The sequence below is a fragment of the Actinotignum timonense genome (assembly GCF_002860685.3).
Taxonomy (GTDB): Bacteria; Actinomycetota; Actinomycetes; order Actinomycetales; family Actinomycetaceae; genus Actinotignum; species Actinotignum timonense.
This window is the reverse complement of the sequence record NZ_CP136960.1, coordinates 2,042,198-2,061,454: the sequence shown is the minus strand read 5'-3', so window position 1 is coordinate 2,061,454 and position 19,257 is coordinate 2,042,198. Positions and strand designations below refer to the sequence as shown.

17 protein-coding genes are annotated in these 19,257 nt (G+C 66.7%); 13 read left to right on the top strand and 4 right to left on the bottom strand.

The features are described 5' to 3' along the window. Window positions 1–295: 295 nt before the first annotated feature. The 3 genes from rplM to glmM all read left to right on the top strand — a co-directional run bounded on the left by rplM (window position 296) and on the right by glmM (window position 2,999). Window positions 296–739, top strand: a complete 444-nt coding sequence (gene rplM, locus CYJ17_RS08570) for a 50S ribosomal protein L13 (RefSeq protein WP_087070545.1) — start codon at window positions 296–298, stop codon at window positions 737–739. Window positions 740–783: 44 nt separating this feature from the next. Further along, the gene (gene rpsI, locus CYJ17_RS08565; protein ID WP_016443070.1) at window positions 784–1,272 is read left to right on the top strand and encodes a 30S ribosomal protein S9; all 489 of its coding nucleotides are present in this window, start codon (window positions 784–786) and stop codon (window positions 1,270–1,272) included. Window positions 1,273–1,652: 380 nt separating this feature from the next. Continuing rightward, window positions 1,653–2,999: a phosphoglucosamine mutase gene (gene glmM / locus CYJ17_RS08560; protein WP_087070546.1), complete on the top strand. Its 1,347-nt coding sequence runs from the start codon at window positions 1,653–1,655 to the stop codon at window positions 2,997–2,999. 111 nt (window positions 3,000–3,110) lie between these two features. On the opposite strand, the gene coaA is transcribed toward glmM, so the two are convergent. Next, window positions 3,111–4,151 (bottom strand): type I pantothenate kinase, encoded by a 1,041-nt coding sequence (coaA, locus tag CYJ17_RS08555; protein WP_101595389.1) that lies wholly within the window; start codon window positions 4,149–4,151, stop codon window positions 3,111–3,113. Between the two features lie 131 nt (window positions 4,152–4,282). Between coaA and CYJ17_RS08550 the strand changes: the two genes are divergently transcribed. The 6 genes from CYJ17_RS08550 (at window position 4,283) to CYJ17_RS08525 (ending at window position 10,632) form a co-directional block, all read left to right on the top strand. After that, complete coding sequence (locus tag CYJ17_RS08550; RefSeq protein WP_101595392.1) at window positions 4,283–5,953, top strand: bifunctional ADP-dependent NAD(P)H-hydrate dehydratase/NAD(P)H-hydrate epimerase; 1,671 nt, start codon at window positions 4,283–4,285, stop codon at window positions 5,951–5,953. A 130-nt stretch (window positions 5,954–6,083) separates the two neighbouring features. After that, window positions 6,084–7,277, top strand: a complete 1,194-nt coding sequence (gene alr / locus CYJ17_RS08545) for an alanine racemase (RefSeq protein ID WP_087070547.1) — start codon at window positions 6,084–6,086, stop codon at window positions 7,275–7,277. A 50-nt stretch (window positions 7,278–7,327) separates the two neighbouring features. Then, a complete protein-coding gene (gene tsaE, locus CYJ17_RS08540) occupies window positions 7,328–7,855 on the top strand; it encodes a tRNA (adenosine(37)-N6)-threonylcarbamoyltransferase complex ATPase subunit type 1 TsaE (RefSeq protein WP_257960033.1) in 528 nt (175 codons plus the stop codon). Next, entirely contained in the window at window positions 7,852–8,568 is a 717-nt protein-coding gene (tsaB, locus tag CYJ17_RS08535) for a tRNA (adenosine(37)-N6)-threonylcarbamoyltransferase complex dimerization subunit type 1 TsaB (RefSeq protein ID WP_087070548.1), read from the top strand. The genes tsaE and tsaB overlap by 4 nt, the downstream gene beginning before the upstream one ends. A gap of 19 nt (window positions 8,569–8,587) precedes the next feature. Further along, window positions 8,588–9,205 carry a GNAT family N-acetyltransferase gene (locus CYJ17_RS08530; protein ID WP_087070549.1) on the top strand — a complete coding sequence of 206 codons (618 nt, stop codon included), beginning with the start codon at window positions 8,588–8,590 and terminating at the stop codon, window positions 9,203–9,205. Between the two features lie 68 nt (window positions 9,206–9,273). Beyond that, the gene (locus CYJ17_RS08525) at window positions 9,274–10,632 is read left to right on the top strand and encodes an isochorismate synthase (RefSeq protein WP_087070550.1); all 1,359 of its coding nucleotides are present in this window, start codon (window positions 9,274–9,276) and stop codon (window positions 10,630–10,632) included. 59 nt (window positions 10,633–10,691) lie between these two features. On the opposite strand, the gene menD is transcribed toward CYJ17_RS08525, so the two are convergent. Together menD and CYJ17_RS08515 are read right to left on the bottom strand one after the other, a co-directional pair. Then, entirely contained in the window at window positions 10,692–12,479 is a 1,788-nt protein-coding gene (gene menD, locus CYJ17_RS08520) for a 2-succinyl-5-enolpyruvyl-6-hydroxy-3-cyclohexene-1-carboxylic-acid synthase (protein WP_244899289.1), read from the bottom strand. Further along, window positions 12,476–13,465, bottom strand: coding sequence for an o-succinylbenzoate synthase (locus tag CYJ17_RS08515; protein ID WP_101595421.1), 990 nt, complete (start codon window positions 13,463–13,465; stop codon window positions 12,476–12,478). The genes menD and CYJ17_RS08515 overlap by 4 nt, the downstream gene beginning before the upstream one ends. 118 nt (window positions 13,466–13,583) lie before the next feature. Between CYJ17_RS08515 and CYJ17_RS08510 the strand changes: the two genes are divergently transcribed. Genes CYJ17_RS08510 through tsaD form a run of 3 tightly spaced genes read left to right on the top strand, consistent with a single transcriptional unit; the run spans window position 13,584 to window position 16,870 of the window. After that, entirely contained in the window at window positions 13,584–14,561 is a 978-nt protein-coding gene (locus tag CYJ17_RS08510) for a 1,4-dihydroxy-2-naphthoyl-CoA synthase (RefSeq protein WP_087070552.1), read from the top strand. 23 nt (window positions 14,562–14,584) lie between these two features. Then, on the top strand, window positions 14,585–15,811 hold the full coding sequence (locus tag CYJ17_RS08505; RefSeq protein ID WP_087070553.1) for an AMP-binding protein: 1,227 nt from the start codon (window positions 14,585–14,587) through the stop codon (window positions 15,809–15,811). 18 nt (window positions 15,812–15,829) lie between these two features. After that, window positions 15,830–16,870 carry a tRNA (adenosine(37)-N6)-threonylcarbamoyltransferase complex transferase subunit TsaD gene (gene tsaD, locus CYJ17_RS08500; RefSeq protein WP_087071178.1) on the top strand — a complete coding sequence of 347 codons (1,041 nt, stop codon included), beginning with the start codon at window positions 15,830–15,832 and terminating at the stop codon, window positions 16,868–16,870. A 3-nt stretch (window positions 16,871–16,873) separates the two neighbouring features. On the opposite strand, the gene CYJ17_RS08495 is transcribed toward tsaD, so the two are convergent. After that, the gene (locus tag CYJ17_RS08495) at window positions 16,874–18,115 is read right to left on the bottom strand and encodes a class I SAM-dependent methyltransferase (protein WP_087070554.1); all 1,242 of its coding nucleotides are present in this window, start codon (window positions 18,113–18,115) and stop codon (window positions 16,874–16,876) included. A gap of 92 nt (window positions 18,116–18,207) precedes the next feature. On the opposite strand from CYJ17_RS08495, the gene CYJ17_RS08490 reads away from it, so the two are divergent. Further along, complete coding sequence (locus CYJ17_RS08490) at window positions 18,208–19,038, top strand: aldo/keto reductase (protein WP_087070555.1); 831 nt, start codon at window positions 18,208–18,210, stop codon at window positions 19,036–19,038. The last annotated feature ends 219 nt before the right edge of the window (window positions 19,039–19,257 follow it).

The following is a 19,257-nucleotide window of genomic DNA, read 5'->3' as shown; positions in this document are numbered from 1 at the left end:
CTCTAGCGCCCACCCGCACTGCCGCGGCGCGCAAGAAAGCGAGGCGGCGGGCCGGTGCGGCGTCGTCGTACTTTCCCGCGCTAAAGCGCCGGTGGAGTACCTCACAGCGCCGGCAAAGCTTTGACCGACATAGGAGCTACGGGTATGATAGAGCGTTGTTGTCCATACCATCGGCGCGATGCTTATTCCCACTCGTCGCGCGCTGTGAAGGGCACATCTAACTTTTGACCGTTACGGTTTCGCCCGCCACCACGGCGGATGTTCGGAACCAATATCAGAAACGAAGGCTACGCACGTGCGCACGTACACTCCTAAGCCCGGCGACATTGAGAAGAAGTGGTACATCATTGACGCCACCGATGTTGTCCTCGGGCGTTTGGCAGCTCAGGTTGCCGCCCTGCTCCGTGGGAAGCACAAACCGAATTTTGCTCCTCACATGGATACCGGCGATTTCGTTATTATCACGAATGCGAGCAAGGTGACCCTCACGGGAAGCAAGGCAACGCAGAAGATGGCTTACCGGCATTCCGGTTACCCGGGGGGCCTCAAGGCCACCTCGTACGCCGAACTCCTTGCCTCGAATCCCGAGCAGGCCGTTATTAAGGCGGTGCGCGGCATGCTTCCGCACACATCTCTCGGCCGTCAGCAGCTGAAGAAGCTGAAGGTTTTCGCCGGCGCTGAGCATCCGCACGGAGCTCAGAAGCCCGAACCTTACGAGCTGAAGAAGATCGCCCAATAAGCGAGTCGCGTTCGGCCGCTTTTTTCGGAACAGGATTTACATCAATGTCAGAAACTCAAATTGACACCCAGGTGGAGGAGGAGTTCAGCGGCTCCTACACCACAGAGACCGAAACCCCCAAGGTCGGTCAGGGTGTATCCGCCGCTGTCCCGGGTCAGGCACTCGGCCGCCGCAAGGAAGCCGTTGCCCGCGTCCGGCTCGTCCCCGGCTCCGGGGAATGGAAGGTGAACGGCCGCGACCTGGCCGATTACTTCCCCAACAAAATCCATCAGCAGCTCGTGAAGTCCCCCTTCACCCTGCTCGATCTCGAAGGCCGTTTCGATGTTATCGCCCGTATCAACGGCGGTGGCATTTCCGGCCAGGCCGGTGCGCTGCGTCTTGGCATCGCCCGCGCCCTCAACGAAATTGACCGCGAAGCGAATCGCCCGGCCCTCAAGAAGGCCGGTTACCTCACCCGCGATGCTCGCGCGGTGGAACGCAAGAAGGCCGGCCTGAAGAAGGCCCGCAAGGCTTCGCAGTTCTCCAAGCGTTAAGCTTCGGCGTTATGCGCCACTTCGGCGCAGCGCTCAGTTTTTACAAGGGAGGTCCTACTTCGGGGCCTCCCTTGTTGTATATGGCGTGCTCGAGGTGCTTGTGTGAGGGGTGCTTGTGCTCCGTTCGCTGTTTGCTGTTCGCGGTGCGCGGTTCGCTGTGCTCCGCGCGCCGTTTGGCCACCCCGCGTCCACCCCGCGTTCCTTTTTCCGCCGGCCGGCCGCGCGCGTTACAGTAGAACACAGCGCACCCGCGGTGCCAACCAGGCCGGCCAGCTTCAACAAGCTCCACAGCCGCCCCGGTTCCGGGCCCCGCGGGCGAAGTAGAACAGAGGGAAGCACATAGGTGCGGCACCGGCCGCGCCCCGGCGAAAGGCTGAGTAATGCCACGACTTTTTGGAACAGACGGCGTCCGCGGACTCGCAAACCGCGCACTCACGGCGGACCTCGCCGTGAAATTGGGTGAAGCCGCGGCCCGGGTCCTCACCCGCGAATTCGACGGGGAAGGCCGCCCGCGCGCGGTCATCGGCCAGGATTCGCGCGTCTCGGGCGGGATGCTGTCCCAGGCGGTGGCGGCCGGGCTCGCCGGCGCCGGGGTGGACGTGGAACACGTGGACGTTATTCCCACCCCCGGCATCGCCTTCCTCACCGCGGAAGGCGGCTATGACCTGGGCGTCATGATCTCCGCTTCCCACAACCCCATGCAGGACAACGGCATTAAATTCTTCGCCAAAGGCGGCTTCAAACTCGAAGACAGCCTCGAAGACGAAATCGAAGAACTCCTCGGCACGGACTGGGGCCGCCCCACCGGCGCCGGCATCGGCCGCATTAGCGATACCGCGGAATTCGGGGATCGCCTCTACCTCGACCACCTCACCACCGCGATCACCACCCGGCTGGACGGCCTGACCATCGTCACCGATTGCGCGAACGGTGCCACCTCCGCTATCGCACCCGAGGCGCTGCGCCGCGCCGGAGCGAAGGTTATTGTTATTAACGCCGATCCTTCCGGATACAACATTAACGACGGCTGCGGCTCCACCCACCCGGAAGCCCTCCAGCGCGCGGTCGTGGATAACGACGCCGATTTCGGGGTGGCTTTCGACGGCGACGCGGACCGCTGCCTCGCGGTCGATCACGAAGGCGAGCTTGTGGACGGCGATCAAATCATGGCGATCCTCGCCCTCGCCCTCAAAGACGCCGGCAAACTCGCGAAAGACACCCTCGTCGTCACGGTCATGTCCAACCTCGGCCTGCTCCTGGCCATGAAGGAGCACGGCGTGCGCACGATCCAAACCGGGGTCGGGGACCGCTACGTCCTCGAAGAAATGCGCCGCGGGGGCTACAGCCTGGGCGGCGAACAATCCGGCCACGTCATCTCCCTCGAAAAAGCCACCACCGGTGACGGCTCCCTCACCAGCCTGCTCCTCGCCCAGCAGGTCGCGGCATCCGGGCGCAGCCTGAAAGAGCTGGCCAGCGTGGTCACCCGCCTCCCGCAAATCCTCGTCAACGTGCCAAATGTGGATAAAGCCGCGGCTTCCACAAACGAGCAGGTCCAGCGCGCGGTCCGCGAGGCCGAGGAGCGCCTAGGGGAGACCGGCCGGGTGCTGCTGCGCCCCTCGGGCACCGAGCCGCTGGTGCGCGTCATGGTCGAAGCCGCCACCCAGGAGGAGGCAGACGCCGTGGCGCACGAACTCGCGGACGTGGTCGCCACGAACCTCGCGCTATAACTTTTGCGGTGCGCGCCGCGCAGTATTTTTTACGACGCCGCCGCCAGGTAGCTTGCGCCCCGGCCCGCCTACGCTGCTGGCCGGGGCGCAGCCTAGCTATGGGCCGGGCGGCTACAACTTACGCAGGTGAATGCGCTGGACCCGGTGGTCGGCGCCCTTGCAGAGCATAATATCGGCGCGCTCGCGGGTGGGCTGAATATTCTCCAGCAAATTGGGCAGGTTGATGGCGTTCCAGATGTCAAGGGAGCGGGCCCGCAGCTCGGCGTCCGGCATATCCGCAAATTGGTGGAAATAGGCGCCGGGCAGATTAAAAGCGACGTCGCGCAATTTGAAAATACGCGAGAGATACCAGGTTTCCAGATCTTCCGGGGAAGCGTCCACGTAAATCGAGACGTCGAAGAAATCGGAAACGGCGGTGAGGTTCCCGGTGTAGAAAGCGGCATCCGTGGGAGTCACGCGCGCGGGGGCGCCGGGCCGCGAATCAGCTCGCTTGCCGGCCGCGGTGCCGTCCCCGGCATTCCTGTTCGGCCAGCCGGCTGCCAGCAGTGGCGGCTGGAGCACATTGAGCCCTTCCAGGATGAGAATATCCGGGTGGGCCACCACCTGGTGCTGACCGGGCACAATATCGTAAATAACGTGATCGTAGCGGGGCACCTCCACGCGGTCCTCCCCGGATTTGACCCGCCGCAGAAAATCAAGAAGCGCGGCGTGATCATAGGATTCCGGGAAACCCTTGCGGTCCATGAGGCTGCGCTCTTCCAGCACCGCATTGGGGTAGAGGAAGCCATCCGTGGTCACCAGGTCCACGCGGGGTGTGTAGGGCCAGCGCCGAAGCAACTCTTGGAGAAGTCGCGCCGTCGTCGATTTTCCTACCGCAACCGAACCGGCAATACCGATCACAAAAGGCGTGCGCTGTTCGCGCAAACCCAAAAAATCCGAAGTTTTGCGGTGCAGATCGCCGATTTCCTGGGCGTACATTTGCAGCAGCGCGGAGAGCGGGCGGTAAATAGCATCCGCTTCGGCCAGGTCAATCGGGTCGCCCAGGGCTTTCAGGTGCCGCACATCCGTGTGCGTGAGGGGGAGGGGCGCGTTCTTGGCGAGGGCGCTCCATTCGTCGTGCGTGAAGGTGACGAGGTGACGGTTGGACTCCATGGGGCCAGCCTACTAGCTGGGCGGCGGGGTGCGCGGGCGCGGGTATCGCGGCGCAGGTGCGCGGCTCCGCTTGCGGTTCGTGACCGCGCCGGCCCAGCTCCGGGTGCGCGGGCGCGCGTTACCATACCAGTATGTTGCGTACCTATGATGCCGCGACCGTGCGAGCCGCGGAAGAACCCCTGTTGGCGGCCGGCGAGCCGCTCATGGCCCGGGCCGCTCGGGCGCTCGCGAATGCGATTATTTGGGAGCTGCGCCGTCGCTCCATCCGCGTGAGCGGGACCCGCATCGCGATTTTTGCCGGGGCGGGTAATAACGGCGGGGACGCCCTCTACGCCGGTGCATATCTGGCGCGGCGCGGGGCCACCGTGGTGGCGGCGCTTCCGCTGCCTGCTTATCACCGCGCGGGGGCGCAGGCTTTGGAGCGCGCCGGCGGCACCCTCATCCGCGAGGCCAGCGCGGCGCAGGCGGTTGAGCTCGCGCGCCGCAGCGCCGTCTGGGTGGACGGGCTGCTCGGCATCGGGGCGCGTGGGCCGGCGCGCGAACCGCTGGCTTCGTGGCTTGCCGCGCTGGAATCCGAGCGTCTGGCCAGCCCGGTGGAACCGCTCGTGGTCGCGGTGGATACTCCCTCCGGGATCGGGGTGGACGACGGCGCCCTGCCCGGCCCCTACCTCTCCGCCCACCTCACCGTGACCATGGGAGCAGCCAAGGCCGGGCTGGTGCTCGACCCGGCCCGCCGGGCCGCGGGGCGCATCGAGGTGGTGGAGCTCGGCTTCGCCCCTCACCTGGGCGAACCATCCGTGCTGCGCCTGGGTGATTCCGATGTGGCGGACCTGTGGCAGGTCCCCGGCGCGGACGACCACAAATACACCCGCGGCGTGGTGGGGATCGTGTCCGGTTCGGTGCAGTACCCGGGTGCGGGTTTATTAACGACGACGGCCGCTCTCGCGGCGGGACCCGGGATGGTACGTTACCTCGGTGAGAATGAGGTCGCGGAGCTGGTTATCACCGCGCATCCGGAAGTGGTGGCGGCCCCGGGGCGGATCCAGGCCCTCGCGGTTGGTTCGGGCGATCCTCCGGGAGCACCGGCCCTCCTGCACGCCGCGCTTAAAGACGGGTCCCCGGTGGTTGTGGATGCCGGCGCTCTGCCCACCATCGCCGATATGGCGGCGCGGGCGGGCGTGCGGTTCGGCGAGCACGTGGTGCTCACCCCGCACGCCGGGGAAGCCGCCCTACTCGCCGCGCAACTGGATCTCCGCGACGGGGATGGCAGGCCTTTTAGCCGCGCGGTGATTGAGTCCTGCCCGGTGGCGGCCGCGCGGGCTCTGGCGGCCCGGTTGGGGGCGACGGTGGTGCTCAAGGGATCCGTTGATGTGGTGGCCAGCCCGAGCGGACAGTGCTACGCCCAGGGCGGGGCGCCGGGCTGGCGCGCCGTGGCCGGGGCTGGCGATGTGCTGGCCGGGCTCATCGGAGCCATGCTCGCTCAGCACGCTGTGGTTGGCGAGCACACGGAGGTTGCGGGGCACACTGAACTCACCGAGCCGGCAGATGGCGCGGGCGGGCCCACCGCAATCGATGCACCCGCTGCGACTGCCTGCCTGGCACCCGGGGCGGCCGCCCGTATTGCGGCCGCTGCCCTGCACGTTCATGCCCGCGCTGCCGCGCTCGCGGCCGGAACACCTTTCGCCGCGCCGGCGCGGGGCGCGCTCGGGGAGCCCGCGCCCGCGCCGGGCCGGCCTATCAGTGCAGCCCAGATCGCCGCGCGCATCCCGGAGGTCATCGGCCAGATTCTGGGCGGCGCGTAGAATACAGGCACGCCCGCGCCGCGGCCCGCGGCCGGCAGCTCGCAGCGCGGCTCGCCCGCAGGTGACCAGCGCGCCGCAGCTCGCCAGTCCCGCCCCGCACTCCTATCCGCGCCTCAACAGGAAGAACACCATGTTTAGCCTTGATCCCGCAGTTTTCACCTCCCGAGCTACCATCAGCCTGGGTGCGCTCGAGCAGAACCTCACCCGGGTACGGGCCCATCTCACGGGCCAGAAAATCATGGCGGTTATCAAAGGTGATGCCTACGGCCACGGGTTGCTTCCCGCCGCGCGCGCATTCGCGCGCGCGGGAGCGGACTACCTGGGGGTTGCCCAAGTTGCCGAAGCGCTCGCGCTGGTCCGGGAATGGGGGGAGCAGCCTACCGAAGGTGAAGCACTAGCCGGCCACCCGGCCCTGCCCCCGGTGTTCTCCTGGATTTACACCCCCGATAGTGATCTCGCCCCAGCACTCGAAGCGGGGATTGAACTCTCGGTGGGGGATACCTGGATGATTGAGGCGGTGGCGCGGGCCGCTCAGGCTACCGGCCACACCGCCCGGGTTCACCTGAGCGTGGATAGCGGCATGACCCGCGAGGGCTTCAACCTGGAAGATATCCCCGCGGCCGCACAACTCCTCGCCACACACCAACAGGCCGGGCGCCTCGAAGTCGTTGGCATCTGGAGCCACCTGGCCTGCGCGGATGACCCGGATAGCGATGCCACCACCAGCCAAATCGCCGTTTTCGACGAAGCCCGCCGCCTCGCCACCCGCGCCAGCCTCACCCCGCGCCTGGCCCACCTTTCCGCCTCCAGCGGGGTGCTCTGGCACCCGGGAGCCCGCTACGATATGGTGCGCCCCGGCATTATCCTCTACGGGCTCAGCCCCGAACCGCGCCGCACCCTCGCCTCCGACCTGGGCCTGCGCCCCGCCATGCGCCTGGAATCCGAGCTTCTCACCACCCGCCAGCTTTCCCACCGCGCCGGCGTTTCTTACGGGCACACGGCCGTTGTTGAGGACGGGGCCGTGCTCGGCGTCGTACCGCTCGGATATGCCGATGGGGTTCCGCGGGCGCTGTCCAATAAGGGCTATGTGACGGTCGGGGAGGGGCCGGCCGCTCAGCGCGCGCCCATCACCGGGCGGGTGTGCATGGATCAGTTTGTGGTGCGCCTGGATGGGCCGCTGCCGGCCGGCACCCCCGTGGTGCTCTTCGGCGACCCGGCCCGCGGGGAAGTGAGCGCCGCGCAATGGGCACTGGCCAGCGGCACGATTTCTTATGAGATTATTACCCGCGTGGCCGCCCGGGTCCCGCGCTTGTACGTGAAGTAGGCACCCGCACGCCCTACGCCCGCGCCCGCGAAGCGACGTAGAATAGCACGGTGACTGAGAAGATCCTTATTGAGGACGCCGAGGCGATGCACGCCGTTGGCTGCGCCCTCGGAAAGCTCCTGCGCGGCGGCGACCTCATCATGCTCAACGGGCCGCTGGGCGCCGGAAAAACCACAATGACCCGCGGAATCGCGGAAGGCATGAACGTGGGCGGGCGCGTCACCTCCCCGACGTTCGTGATCGCCAATGTGCACCGCTCGCGGGCCGGCGGCCCCGACCTCGTCCACGTGGACGCCTACCGCCTCACCTCCCTGGAAGAACTGGACGCCCTGGACCTGGATTCCTCCCTGGAAGAATCCGCCACCGTGGTGGAATGGGGCGAAGGCAAAACCGAGGTCCTCACCAATGACCGCCTCGATATTGATATTGAACGGCCCGTCGGCGCCGCGGCCGGCAGCGATGTGCTCGACCTGTACGTCGATTCGCCCCGCACCCTCAGCCTGCGCGCTTCCGGCCCGCGTTCGCGCCAGCTCGCCGCCGACCTGCTCGCCTCGTACCACCAGGAGAATGCTTCATGAATATTTTGACCATTGATACCAGCGACCTATCCGTGGTGGGCCTGGTCCGCGTGGAACATTTTGGGAACGACGGCGCCGCCGGGCAGATCGCCACTCTGGCCCGCGAGGTGTCCCCGGATTCGCGCCACCACGCTGAAACTCTCACCCCGATGGTCAAGGCAGTCCTGGAAGCAGCCGGGGTGGAACGCGCCGATGCCATCGTGGCGGGAACCGGGCCCGGGGCCTTTACCGGGCTGCGTGCCGGCTTGGTGACCGCCCGCACCCTCGCTTTCGCCTGGGATGTGCCCCTCTACGGCGTTTCCTCCCTGGAAGTGCGGGCCCTGGGCACGCTGCGCGAGGGAGCTACCCGCGCGCTCGCGGTTATCGATGCCCGGCGTAAGGAACTGTATGTGCTGAGCGCAGAAGTAGCACCGGCTGCCCAGAGCGCGGCGCGCGGCGAACTCACCGTCACGGATGGCCCCCGCATTATCCGCCCGGCCGAGGTACCTGCGCTGCGCGGCGAACATACCAGCGTCGTCGTATCCCATGGGGATATGTATCCGGAACTGAGCGGGGCGCGCGTGGTGGAATGCGAACCGGAGCTCATGGTGGCGCGCGCGGGCGCGAAGTTGGCGGCGGGCGAGGCGCTCGATACCGAGCCGCAATATTTGCGCCGCCCCGATATCGCGCAGGGCGTGGCCCAGCCGGCGGGCAGCGGTTACCTCGGCAGCTAGGCGCGTGGTGGGGAGTGAGATGCCGCGGCACTGGCGCGATGTGCCGATGCGGCGCGTGGTAGCTGATCCGTCCTGGGCGCGTGACCTGGCCCGTTTCGACGCCGCCCAATTTGGCGCGCGGGAAGCCTGGCCGCGCGGGGCCTGGGAGCAGGCGCTGCGGGCCAGTAGCGAAGCCTACCTGCTCTACACGGTGGAACCTCCGCGGGAAGTGATGGAGCGGGGCGAAGCTGCGGTGTTCCCGGGCACTGCCGCAAATTCGGTAGAGCACGGCGCCACTGCGGCCGTGCCCGGTGCCGCCACACCAAACGCTCCTTCCATTAATGCGCTTGACGATCTTCACCCGCCCATCCTGGCGGCCGGCGGGGTGAGCCTGGGAGTGGAAGCCGAAATCCTCACTCTCGCGGTGGCGCAGGCGGTGCGCGGGCAGGGCCTGGGCGGTGCGCTTCTTGACGACCTCATGACCCTGGCGCGCGACGCGGGCGGGGAAACCATGTTCCTGGAGGTCCGCTCGGACGACCCGATTGCCACCGGACTCTACGCCTCGCGCGGCTTTACCGCGGTGGGGCGGCGCCCTGGCTACTATCACGGGCGCGACGCCACGATTATGCGCTGTTCATTAGCCGCCGCTTCGGCCTAAACTATCCCTTTGCGGGCTCGCGGGAGAATCCGCCGGCACAGCGTAGTGAAAGCGGAAAGGAAACGGGGATGGCGGAATGCAGCGGCGCGAATATGACGGGTAGCGCGGATGCTGTGGATTATGCAAACTTTGAGGTCCACCGGCTGCGCCAGCCCCTCCCGATCTGCCCGGAACTTTTCGGCTTCGCCCCCTCCCCGAATATCAGCGCGTGGGTCGGCCCGCACCTGGCGCTCCTCGGCTGGGGCGAATACGTAGCGGTAGAAAGCGAGGCCCCGGATACTCTCGAACGCGCGGCCGCGCGCTGGGCGCAGCTGAGCGCCGCGGCACGGCGCAGTGGGCAAACCGGGCAAACCGAGCGAAACGGGCACAACGCGCGAACCGCGCGAACCGGGCACAAGAATACGCAGAAGTACGACGACGCAGAGCTGCCCTGCGCCCTCCCGCTCGCCTTCGGATCTTTCGGGTTTCTCCGGGGCGGAATGCTCCTGATCCCGGAAACTCTCCTGGTGATCACCAAGGAAGCCAGTTGGGTGATCGGGGTGGATTGCGGGGAGCTGGCTCGGCGCCTGGACTCCCTGGACGGGGCGGCGGTGTGCGCGGCGGGCCGCGCCGCATTAGCGAGCATTCCCGGCTGCGGGGCCACGCACTCGGAAGGCGGGAGCCTGAGCGAAAGTGAATGGTGCACGGCGGTGGCCACGGTGCGCGATATGCTCCGCGCGGGCCAAGCGGACAAAGTTGTGCTGGCCCGGGATAAAAAACTGCGGGCGCAACGGGATTTCGATCCGCGCCTGCTGTGCGCTCACCTGGCGCGTTCCTATCCGAGCTGCTGGATATACGCGGTGCGCGGCCTGGTGGGCGCCACCCCCGAACTTTTGGTTGGCACCCGGGCGGGGGAGTTTTCCTGCCGGGTGCTCGCGGGAACAGCCACAGCGGATGAGGGGGAGGTGCTCCTCGCCTCGGAAAAAGACCGCCGCGAACATGAGATCGCGGTGGAATCGGTGCGCAGCGCGCTTACTCCCGTGGCGAGCTCGCTGGATATTCCCGAGCAACCGGAGCTGCTCCGGCTCCCGAACGTGTGCCATTTAGCGACCGATGTGCGTGGGCGCAGCGAGCATTCCGCACTGGGCCTGGCCTACGCTTTGCATCCCACCGCGGCGGTGTGCGGCCAGCCCACCGCTCTGGCCCGCGATATTCTCACCGATGTGGAACATATGGACCGCGGGCGGTATGCCGGTCCGGTCGGCTGGGTGGACGCGGCCGGCAACGGCGAATTCGGGATCGCGCTGCGCGGGGGCCACATCACCGGAAACTTCATCACTCTGTACGCGGGAGGCGGGATTATGCCGCAATCTATCCCGGAGGCAGAATTCGCGGAAACCGAAGCGAAAATGCTCCCTATGCTGAGCGCGGTGGCGGAAAGCCGCTAAGCCCCGCACCACGCCGGCGCACTTAGCTCATGCGGTGCTTCGCGCGTGCATCGCGTGAGTTATGCACCTAGGGCAGCACTAATTTCCGCTTGCACCTGCGCATCGCGAGCGCGCAGATCCGGAATATCGGTACGCACCTCAACCACCGACACCCCGCGGATCGGGCGCGCCAGGAGATCATCGAGCTGGTCAAGGCTGCGCACCTCCAGATAATCAGCTCCCATACCGTAGGCAAGGTACTCGATGTCACAGCGCTGCGGCGTCGCAAAATAACGCCCGAAATCCTGCGCGTGCTGCGGCTCGCCGTGCTCCAGGCCAGCGAAAATTGAACCGCCCGCATCGTTGAGGACAATGACTTGCAGATCCACCTCCGGCTCGTGGCTCCCGCGGAGCAAGCCGCCCATATCGTGGAGGAAGGTGAGATCGCCCAGCAGCACCCGCACCGGTTCCCCGGTGGCGGTGGCCAGACCGCGCGCGCAACTGATGGTGCCGTCAATCCCCGCCAGTCCGCGGTTACTGAGAACGCGGAGCGGGCGGGCCGGGGTGCGTGCCGCGCGGTCGAGGATCCGGATAGAAGCCGAAGCCCCCACGAAGAGCAGCGGGGCACTCTCGGGATGCTCGCTGTGACTATCCCAGATAGTGCAGGCAATATGCAGGGGATCGAAAGGTGCGCCGGGGGTGCGGGCGGCTAGGCTGCGCCGTCGGCTTATCATCGTGGCGCTCCGTTCCTCCGCTGCGCGCCACAACGGTGGAATCGTACCCGTAGTTTCAGGTGCGGGCGGCAGTGCCGGTAGCACGGCGCGAACCGTTCCGAAAGGATCGAAATAGTAACCGCTGCGATCAGCCACCGCCACAATATTAATATCGGCGCGTTTGAGGAGCTGGGTGACGGGGCGCGAGAGGGTGGGATGCCCGCACAGGAGCACCTGCTCAATACCCTGCATGTGCGTGAGGTAATAAACATAGTGGCTGAGCGCGGGCCCGTAAGCCGCCGGGCTACTCGGCTCAGCCAGCAGCGGCCAGCCCAGCGCCCCCGCGAGCGCCACGATTCCCGCCCCGCTGCCGGTAGCATCCCCGGCCACAATAACGGTGCCGAGCTCCCGGTCCAGCACTTCCGGCCAGGGCGTGCCCGCCGTACCCATAGGGGCCGGCGCGGCGATCCGGCGGGGCGCGGGCCATACCCGCGGGGGAGCGGGAAGCGCGGCAAGATTGCCATCCAAACAAATATTGAGATGTGCGGGGCCGGGGCGCCCGCCCTCGCCGAGCGCCCGGGCGACCGCGCGCCACACCTGGTTCGCGACCACCGCGCCGTCCTCCCCGAAGGCCGGAATATCCAGCTGGGCGCGCACCACGGTGGCGAACATTCCGGCCTGCTGGGTGGTTTGATTCGCTCCGGTGCCGCGCAGGTAGGCGGGGCGGTCCGCGGTCACGGCGAGGAGGGGGATTCCGGTGGCATCGGCTTCCGCGAGGGCCGGGTGAAGATTGGCGACGGCGGTGCCGGACGTGGTGATCACAGCAACCGGGAGGGGCTCTGCGGCGAGCACCTCACCGCGGGCCAGCCCGAGGGCGAAGAAGCCAGCGCTGCGCTCATCGACTCGCACGTGGGTGGTGATCAGGCCGGCGCGCGCCGCTGCAGCTGCCGCGTAGGTGAGGGGCGCATTGCGCGAACCGGGGCAGATGACCATATGGCGCACCCCGCAACCGATCAGCGCCCCGATAATATCGCGGGCGTGCGTGGCGGTCGGGTCCGCGGGCGCGGCCCGGTCCGGTGCGGCCGGTGCGGTGGCGGCTGACGGTAGCGTGCGCGGGGCCGCGGCGCGGGTTGCGTCGTCGTTCATCATGCTCATGAGTACCACTCCATCATCTCGCTCAGGCGCCGCTGCCAGCGCGCCACCAAATCCGGTGCCGCACTGAGCTGCGAGGTATCCACGGCGGCCCTCCCGCATTCAATCATGCCCGCGCGGGGCAGCTTCGCTTCGCTCGCAATATCGGCGCTCAGGAGCTGAACGGTTGCCAAACCGCAGGCGTAGGGGAGGCGATCCACCGCGGCTGCCGCGGCCAGCCCGGCCGCGATCCCCACCGAGGTCTCCAGGGCGGAAGAAAGCACCACGTCCAATCCGCACTCGCGGGCAACATCGAGCGCGCGCGGGATTCCTCCCAGGGGCGCCACTTTAATAACCGCAATATCGGCAGCTCCCGCGCGAGCCACCGCCAGCGGGTCGCTGGCGCGGCGAATCGATTCATCCGCGGCAATTTTGGGGGCAACCCGGGAGCGCACCCGGGCCAGCTCCGCGATCTTTTTGCAGGGCTGCTCCACGTATTCCAGCCCGGCCAGCCCGCCCGCGCGGGCCGCCGCGTCAAGCTCGGTGATGGCCCGGATAGCGGTATCGGTATCCCAGGCCGCGTTCGCATCCACGCGTACCCTCCCGGCCGGCCCGAGCGCCGCCGCCACCGCGGCCACCCGCTCGCAATCCTCGCGTAGGGTCGAGCGCGGATCGGCAACTTTCACTTTCGCGGTGGTGCAGCCGGCCGCGTCGCGAACCAGCCGGGCTGCATCCGCAGGCGTGGTGACCGGGATCGTCACATTCACGGGGATATGGCTGCGCAGCGGACGCGGAAAGGGCCGGGTGGCCGCCTCGATTCCGGCGCGCAGCCACGGGGCTGATTCCCGCGGGTCATAATCCCAAAACGGAGCTGCCTCACCCCAACCGGCCGGGCCCTCCAGGAGCAGTCCCTCCCGCACGGTAATCCCCCGGAAGCGGCGCTTGAGCGGAATCGAATAGGCGAGCACCCGGGACAGTTCGGGGAAAGGATTGACTAATTCAGTAAGCATGGCCTCGTTGACAAGTACGCGGTACGGCACGCGGGCCCGGGCCGCTAGGCCGTGGCTCCGCGCCGCCGAGAGTGTGAAACAGACCCCATACTAGCGCCTGCCGGCTAAACTGTCCCCCATGAGTATGCTTCCTTCGGTTTCAGATACATTCGATCCCGCGCGCTGGCGCACGGTCCCCGGTTTCGAGTTTGAAGATATTACCTACCATCGTGGTATTTCCCGCGGGGAGGTGGATGGCCGACCCGCGGGCGAGGACCTCCCGGTGGTGCGCATCGCCTTTGACCGCCCCGATGTGCGTAACGCTTTCCGCCCGCTCACCGTGGACGAACTCTATCGGGCATTCGACCACGCGCGCATGAGTTCCGATGTGGCCGCCATTATCCTCACCGGGAACGGTCCCTCCCCGCGCGATGGCGGCTACGCTTTCTGCTCGGGCGGCGACCAGCGGGTGCGCGGGGCAGACGGCTACCAGTACGAAACGGCCGGCGCGGATTCTAGCGCCGGGGTGGCTCAGCGCCGCGCCCAAATCGACCACGCCCAAGCCAGCCGCATGCACGTGCTCGAACTCCAGCGCCTTATCCGCACCACCCCGAAACCGGTGATCGCGGCGCTCACCGGGTGGGTGACCGGCGGCGGGCACTCCCTCATGGTGGTCTGCGATCTGGCGGTCGCCTCCCGCGAACACGCCCGCTTCAAGCAGATCGACGCCAATGTGGGTTCCTTCGACGCCGGATACGGCAGCGCCCTGCTGGCCCGCCAGGCCGGTGACAAGCGCGCTCGCGAGATTTTCTTCCTCGCCCGCGAATACAGCGCGGACCAGGCCGCGGCCTGGGGTGTTATTAACGAAGCGGTGGCGCACGCGCAGGTGGAAGAAACCGCTCTCGAGTACGCGCGTATTATTGCCACGAAATCACCGCAAAGCATCCGTATGCTCAAATTTGCTTTTAATATGGTCGACGACGGTATCGCCGGCCAGCAGGTATTCGCTGGTGAAGCCACCCGTTTGGCCTATATGACGCCGGAAGCCCAGGAAGGCCGGGATGCCTTCCTCGAGCATCGCAGCCCCAATTGGGATCCCTACCCGCGCTACTTCTAAAACAGGCGGGTTGAGGTTCGCGCATGTCCAGTGTTCTGAGCCCGGAGGATATTGAGTTCATTGTTCCTTCCCGGAGCGGTATACGCGCGCTATACGATGCGATAGCGGCGCGGCTGGAAGCACCCGGTAGCCACCGCCCGCTCATGCCGCTGGCTTCTTCGGCGGCCGATGCAGCGGCGGATTCGGCGGTTGATGCGACTACGGCCGCGGATGCAGCGGCCGATGCGGCGGCGGTGGCGGGGCGGATCCGCTGGCGGCCGGATATTGATTTTATTTTGCAAACCTCCGGTTCCACCACGGGGAAGGGGCACCTGGTCGGGCTTTCCGCCCGGGCTTTCCTCGCTTCGGAAGCTGCCACCGCGGAATTCTTCGGGGGCCGGGGCCGCTGGGTGCTGGCCCTCCCCGCGCATCACGTGGCCGGGTTCCAGGTAGTGGCACGCTCCTGCGTGGCCGGTAGCTATCCGGTGGAGCTCCCACCCGGGCTATCGCTACGCGATCATGGCGGCGTGGATATGGTGGATATGCCGGAGGGCGGCTTCCTATCCGTGGTTCCCACCCAGCTCTCCGATATTGTGGAATCCGGCCAGGCGGGCACCACGGCCTTGAGGAACTTGCGTGCCATATTGGTGGGCGGGGCGGCGGCTGCGCCGTCGCTCATCACCCGTGCCCGAGCATTGGGGCTCCCGGTGGTGACCACCTACGGCATGACGGAAACCGCGGGCGGCTGCGTTTATAACGGTATCCCGCTGCCCGGGGTGCAGGTGGCCGCGCCCTCCGGGCGGCTGCAATTATCCGGGCCGATGCTGGCCGCAGGGTATTTGAACGAACCAGAATCTGCGGCTTTTATAACGAGTGGCGGCCGGCGCTGGCACGTGACGAATGATGCCGGGAGCGTTATTGAGGGGAGAGTGCAGGTCGCGGGGCGCCTGGATGACGTGATCATTTCCGGCGGGGTGAAGGTGCATGCCCGGCAGGTCAGCGAGGTGCTGTGCAGTTTCCCGGGGGTGCGGCGCGCGGAAGTTCTTCCGGTGGTGGATGAGCGCTGGGGGCAGATCGTGGGAGTAATTCTGGAAGCAGAGTTCCCTTTCGCGCAGCGCGCGGAGGAGGTACGTGAGTACGTGCGCGTGCGGATGGGGAAGGCCGCCGCGCCGCGCCGGGTGGTGCAAGCAGCTATCCCCATGCTGGCCTCCGGGAAAGTGGATCGCCTGCGCGCGCTGGAGATGCTGCGCACTCCCACATGGGAAAAGTGAGGAGTAAGATTGCCGGGCGTGAGTACAACAGTTTTGGGAATCGAAACCTCGTGTGATGAAACGGGGATCGGGATCGTACGCGACGGCGAGCTGCTGGCGGATGTAACCGCCACGTCTATGGATGAATACGCCCGCTACGGCGGCATTATCCCGGAGATTGCCTCGCGTGCTCACCTCCAGCAAATGGTCCCCACCCTGAACGCGGCCCTGGAGAAGGCCGGCGTGGGGCTGGGCGATTTGGATGCGATTGCGGTAACCGCAGGCCCGGGGCTCATCGGTTCGCTGACCGTTGGGGTTTCCGCGGCGAAATCCCTGGCCTTGGCGCTGGGTATTCCGCTCTACGGCGTTAATCATATTATTGGGCACCTGGCGGTGGATCAGCTGGCCAGCGGGCCCTTCCCGGAGAGCTTTATCGGACTGGTGGTTTCCGGGGGTCATTCCTCGATTCTGCACGTGCGCGATATTGCCGGGGATGTGACGGAGCTGGGCGGCACCCTGGATGATGCCGCCGGTGAAGCCTTCGATAAAGTGGGGCGCCTCCTCGGCCTGCCCTACCCGGGCGGCCCGCATATTGACCGCCTCTCCAGGACCGGCAACCGGGATGCCATTCGCTTCCCGCGCGGCCTGGAAGGCGGGAAAAATAAGGCACGCCACCGCTACGATTTCTCCTTCTCCGGCCTGAAAACCGCTGTGGCCCGCTATATTGAGGGCCTGGAAGAACGCGGCGAAGAAGTCAATGTTCCCGATATTGCCGCCGGATTCACCGAAGCTATTACCGATACCCTCACGGATAAAGCCCTGCGGGCCTGCGAAGATAAGGGCTGTGACACCCTGGTGGTGGGCGGGGGATTCTCCGCGAATTCCCGGCTGCGGGAACTGGCCGCCCAGCGCGGAGCCGAACGCGGGATCAACGTGCGCATCCCAGCGCTGCGCTACTGCACCGATAATGGCGCCATGATTGCTGCCCTCGGGTACAGCGTGGCGGTCAGCGGGCGGGCGCCGTCGCCCCTCGATATAACGGTGGACACGAATATGCCCCTCGATCTGGTAGCGTTCTAGCGCCTACCACCCTTCGCGTTCGGCGACGATAGCGCGGTGCTCGCCGAGGATCCGGGTGAGGATCACGGTGGCGGCGCCGTCCCCGGCGTTCTTGTGCAACTTGAGTTGTTTGCGGAAGAGCGCCGGGTCAATATCGGTTCCGCGTTTTTTGATTTCGGCCCGCACGACGCCGCGTTTGCGCAGCTCGGCAGCCACGGTTTTGGCGTGCAGCGGGAGCACATCCAGTATTTTGAAACGGGCGAGGAGCGGGGAGGCGACGGCGTCGCCGCTTAAATACGCCAGCCCGGGCGAAATCGGAGCCAAATCAAAATCGCTACACACCTGGTCGAGGCCGCCCGCGCGCATAAGCGCCGGATCCGGTTCGTACAGGTACGCATCCAGGGGCCGGGCCGGCAGGGAAGCGGCGGACTGGCTCGGATCCCCGCGCCAGGTGCGATAGTAGCCGACCAAGTTCCCGGTGGCGGAAGTGGCGGCGTCGTCGCCCTCCTCGCGCCGGGGCTTTTCGGTGAGGATCGTGGCGCCGCGCCCCGGATCGCGCGTCCCAAACCACGCCACCGCCTCCACGAGGTCCCCGTCCACGCTCACCCAATCGACGAAGGCATCGGCGGGCAAATCCGCCCAGCGAATCCCGGGCCCGAGCTTAATCCCGGTCACCCGGAATTCGCGCGCCAGCGCAATGGCATCGCTGAGCGCCGGCTGCCAGTGCTCGGGATGCGAAATCCGCTTGCCCCGCGCATCGCGCCGCGCCGGGTCGAGCCACAGCCCCTCGCGGCTCTCATAGCTACCGAGCAGGGCGTATCCGTCTGTTGGTACGACGGCGCAACCGGCATTAGCCTGCGCGAAATGAGCGGTAACCGGGTCACGCTCCACTCCCAGGGCGGTCAGGCCGGCGTCGGTGAAGGCCTGGGAATCCGCCCCGATCCCGCAGCCGAAATCGAGCACTTCGCGCACGCCGGCACGTTGGAAGACCGAGGCGTGCTGGCGGGCCACGCTGGCGCGGGTGGATTGCTGGAGGCCGGCGTCGGTGAAGAACATGCGGGTGGCGCGCTCGCCGAATTTGGCGCGGGCGGCATCGCGCAGGCGGGTCTGGGTGAGCAGAGCGGAGCTTTGCTCGGGGGTGAGGCCGCGTTCGCGCAGTTCGGTGGAGAGTTTGAAAGCATCGGCCACGTTATGGGCCGGCATGGTGGCGAGGAGGGCTTGCCCGGCGGGGGAGGTGAGCCAGTGGGCGACGTCGAGCTGTTCCACGCTTCCAAGCCTAGCGTGCCCGGGCGGGCGGGGCCTAACGCGTCTGGGGGAGTGCCTGGCGCGAGCTGCCCGCGCCTGGCACACTATGTGATATGGCTAATATTCCGACATTGACATTGAACGACGGGCACACCATCCCGCAGCTCGGCTTCGGCGTTTTCCTGGTGGAGCCGCAGGAGGCAGAGCGCGTGGTGAGCGAGGCGCTGGCCACCGGCTATCGGCATATTGACACCGCAGCCATTTACGGCAACGAAGCCGAGGTGGGGCGCGCGATTGCGGCCTCCGGTATCCCGCGCGAGGAACTTTTTATCACCACGAAACTGTGGAATGACCGGCAGGCCGATGCCCCGGCCGCGCTGGCGCAATCCCTGGAGAAACTGGGGCTTGATTACGTGGATCTGTATCTCATTCACTGGCCGGCACCGCAGCAGGGGCTGTACGGGGAGGCGTGGAAGGACCTGGTGAGCTTCCGGGAGGCCGGGTTGGTCCGTTCGGTGGGTGTATCCAATTTCCAACCTGCGCATCTCAATCGCATCGTGGCTGATGGCGGCGTCGTACCGGCCGTGAACCAAGTTGAGCTGCACCCGCGTTTCCAGCAACGCGAAGTTTCCCAGTATTGCGCCGCGCGCGATATCAAGATCGAGGCGTGGGGGCCGCTGGGGCAGTCTAAGTACGGGCTTGATGAACTGGAGCCGATTGCGGCCGCGGCCCGCGCGCACGGGAAAACCGCCGCGCAGGTCACGTTGCGCTGGCATCTGCAAAGCGGGCATATTGTTTTCCCGAAAACCACGCACCGGGCGCGTATGGAGGAGAATATCGACCTCTTCGATTTCGAGCTCAGCGCCGCGGAAATGCAGGCGATTGCCGGGCTGGATGCCGGGGAAGCCGGGCGGGTGAGCTCCCATCCCGATGAGGTGAACTAGGCGCGCGAAACGGCGCGAGCGTGGGTGTGGCGCGGTAGGTGTGAGTGCCCGGAGCCCTGCGGACGAGCGCGCGCCGTGCGAGAAACTTCGCTTTTCGCAAATCCTTAGCACTCACCTTGACTGAGTGCTAAGTGCGGCTTACCTTTAATAGCGGACGTAGTTCATGCTACGGCTTGTGCTTAGTGCGGGCCCGGCCCCCGCGACGGCGGGTCCCGGTTC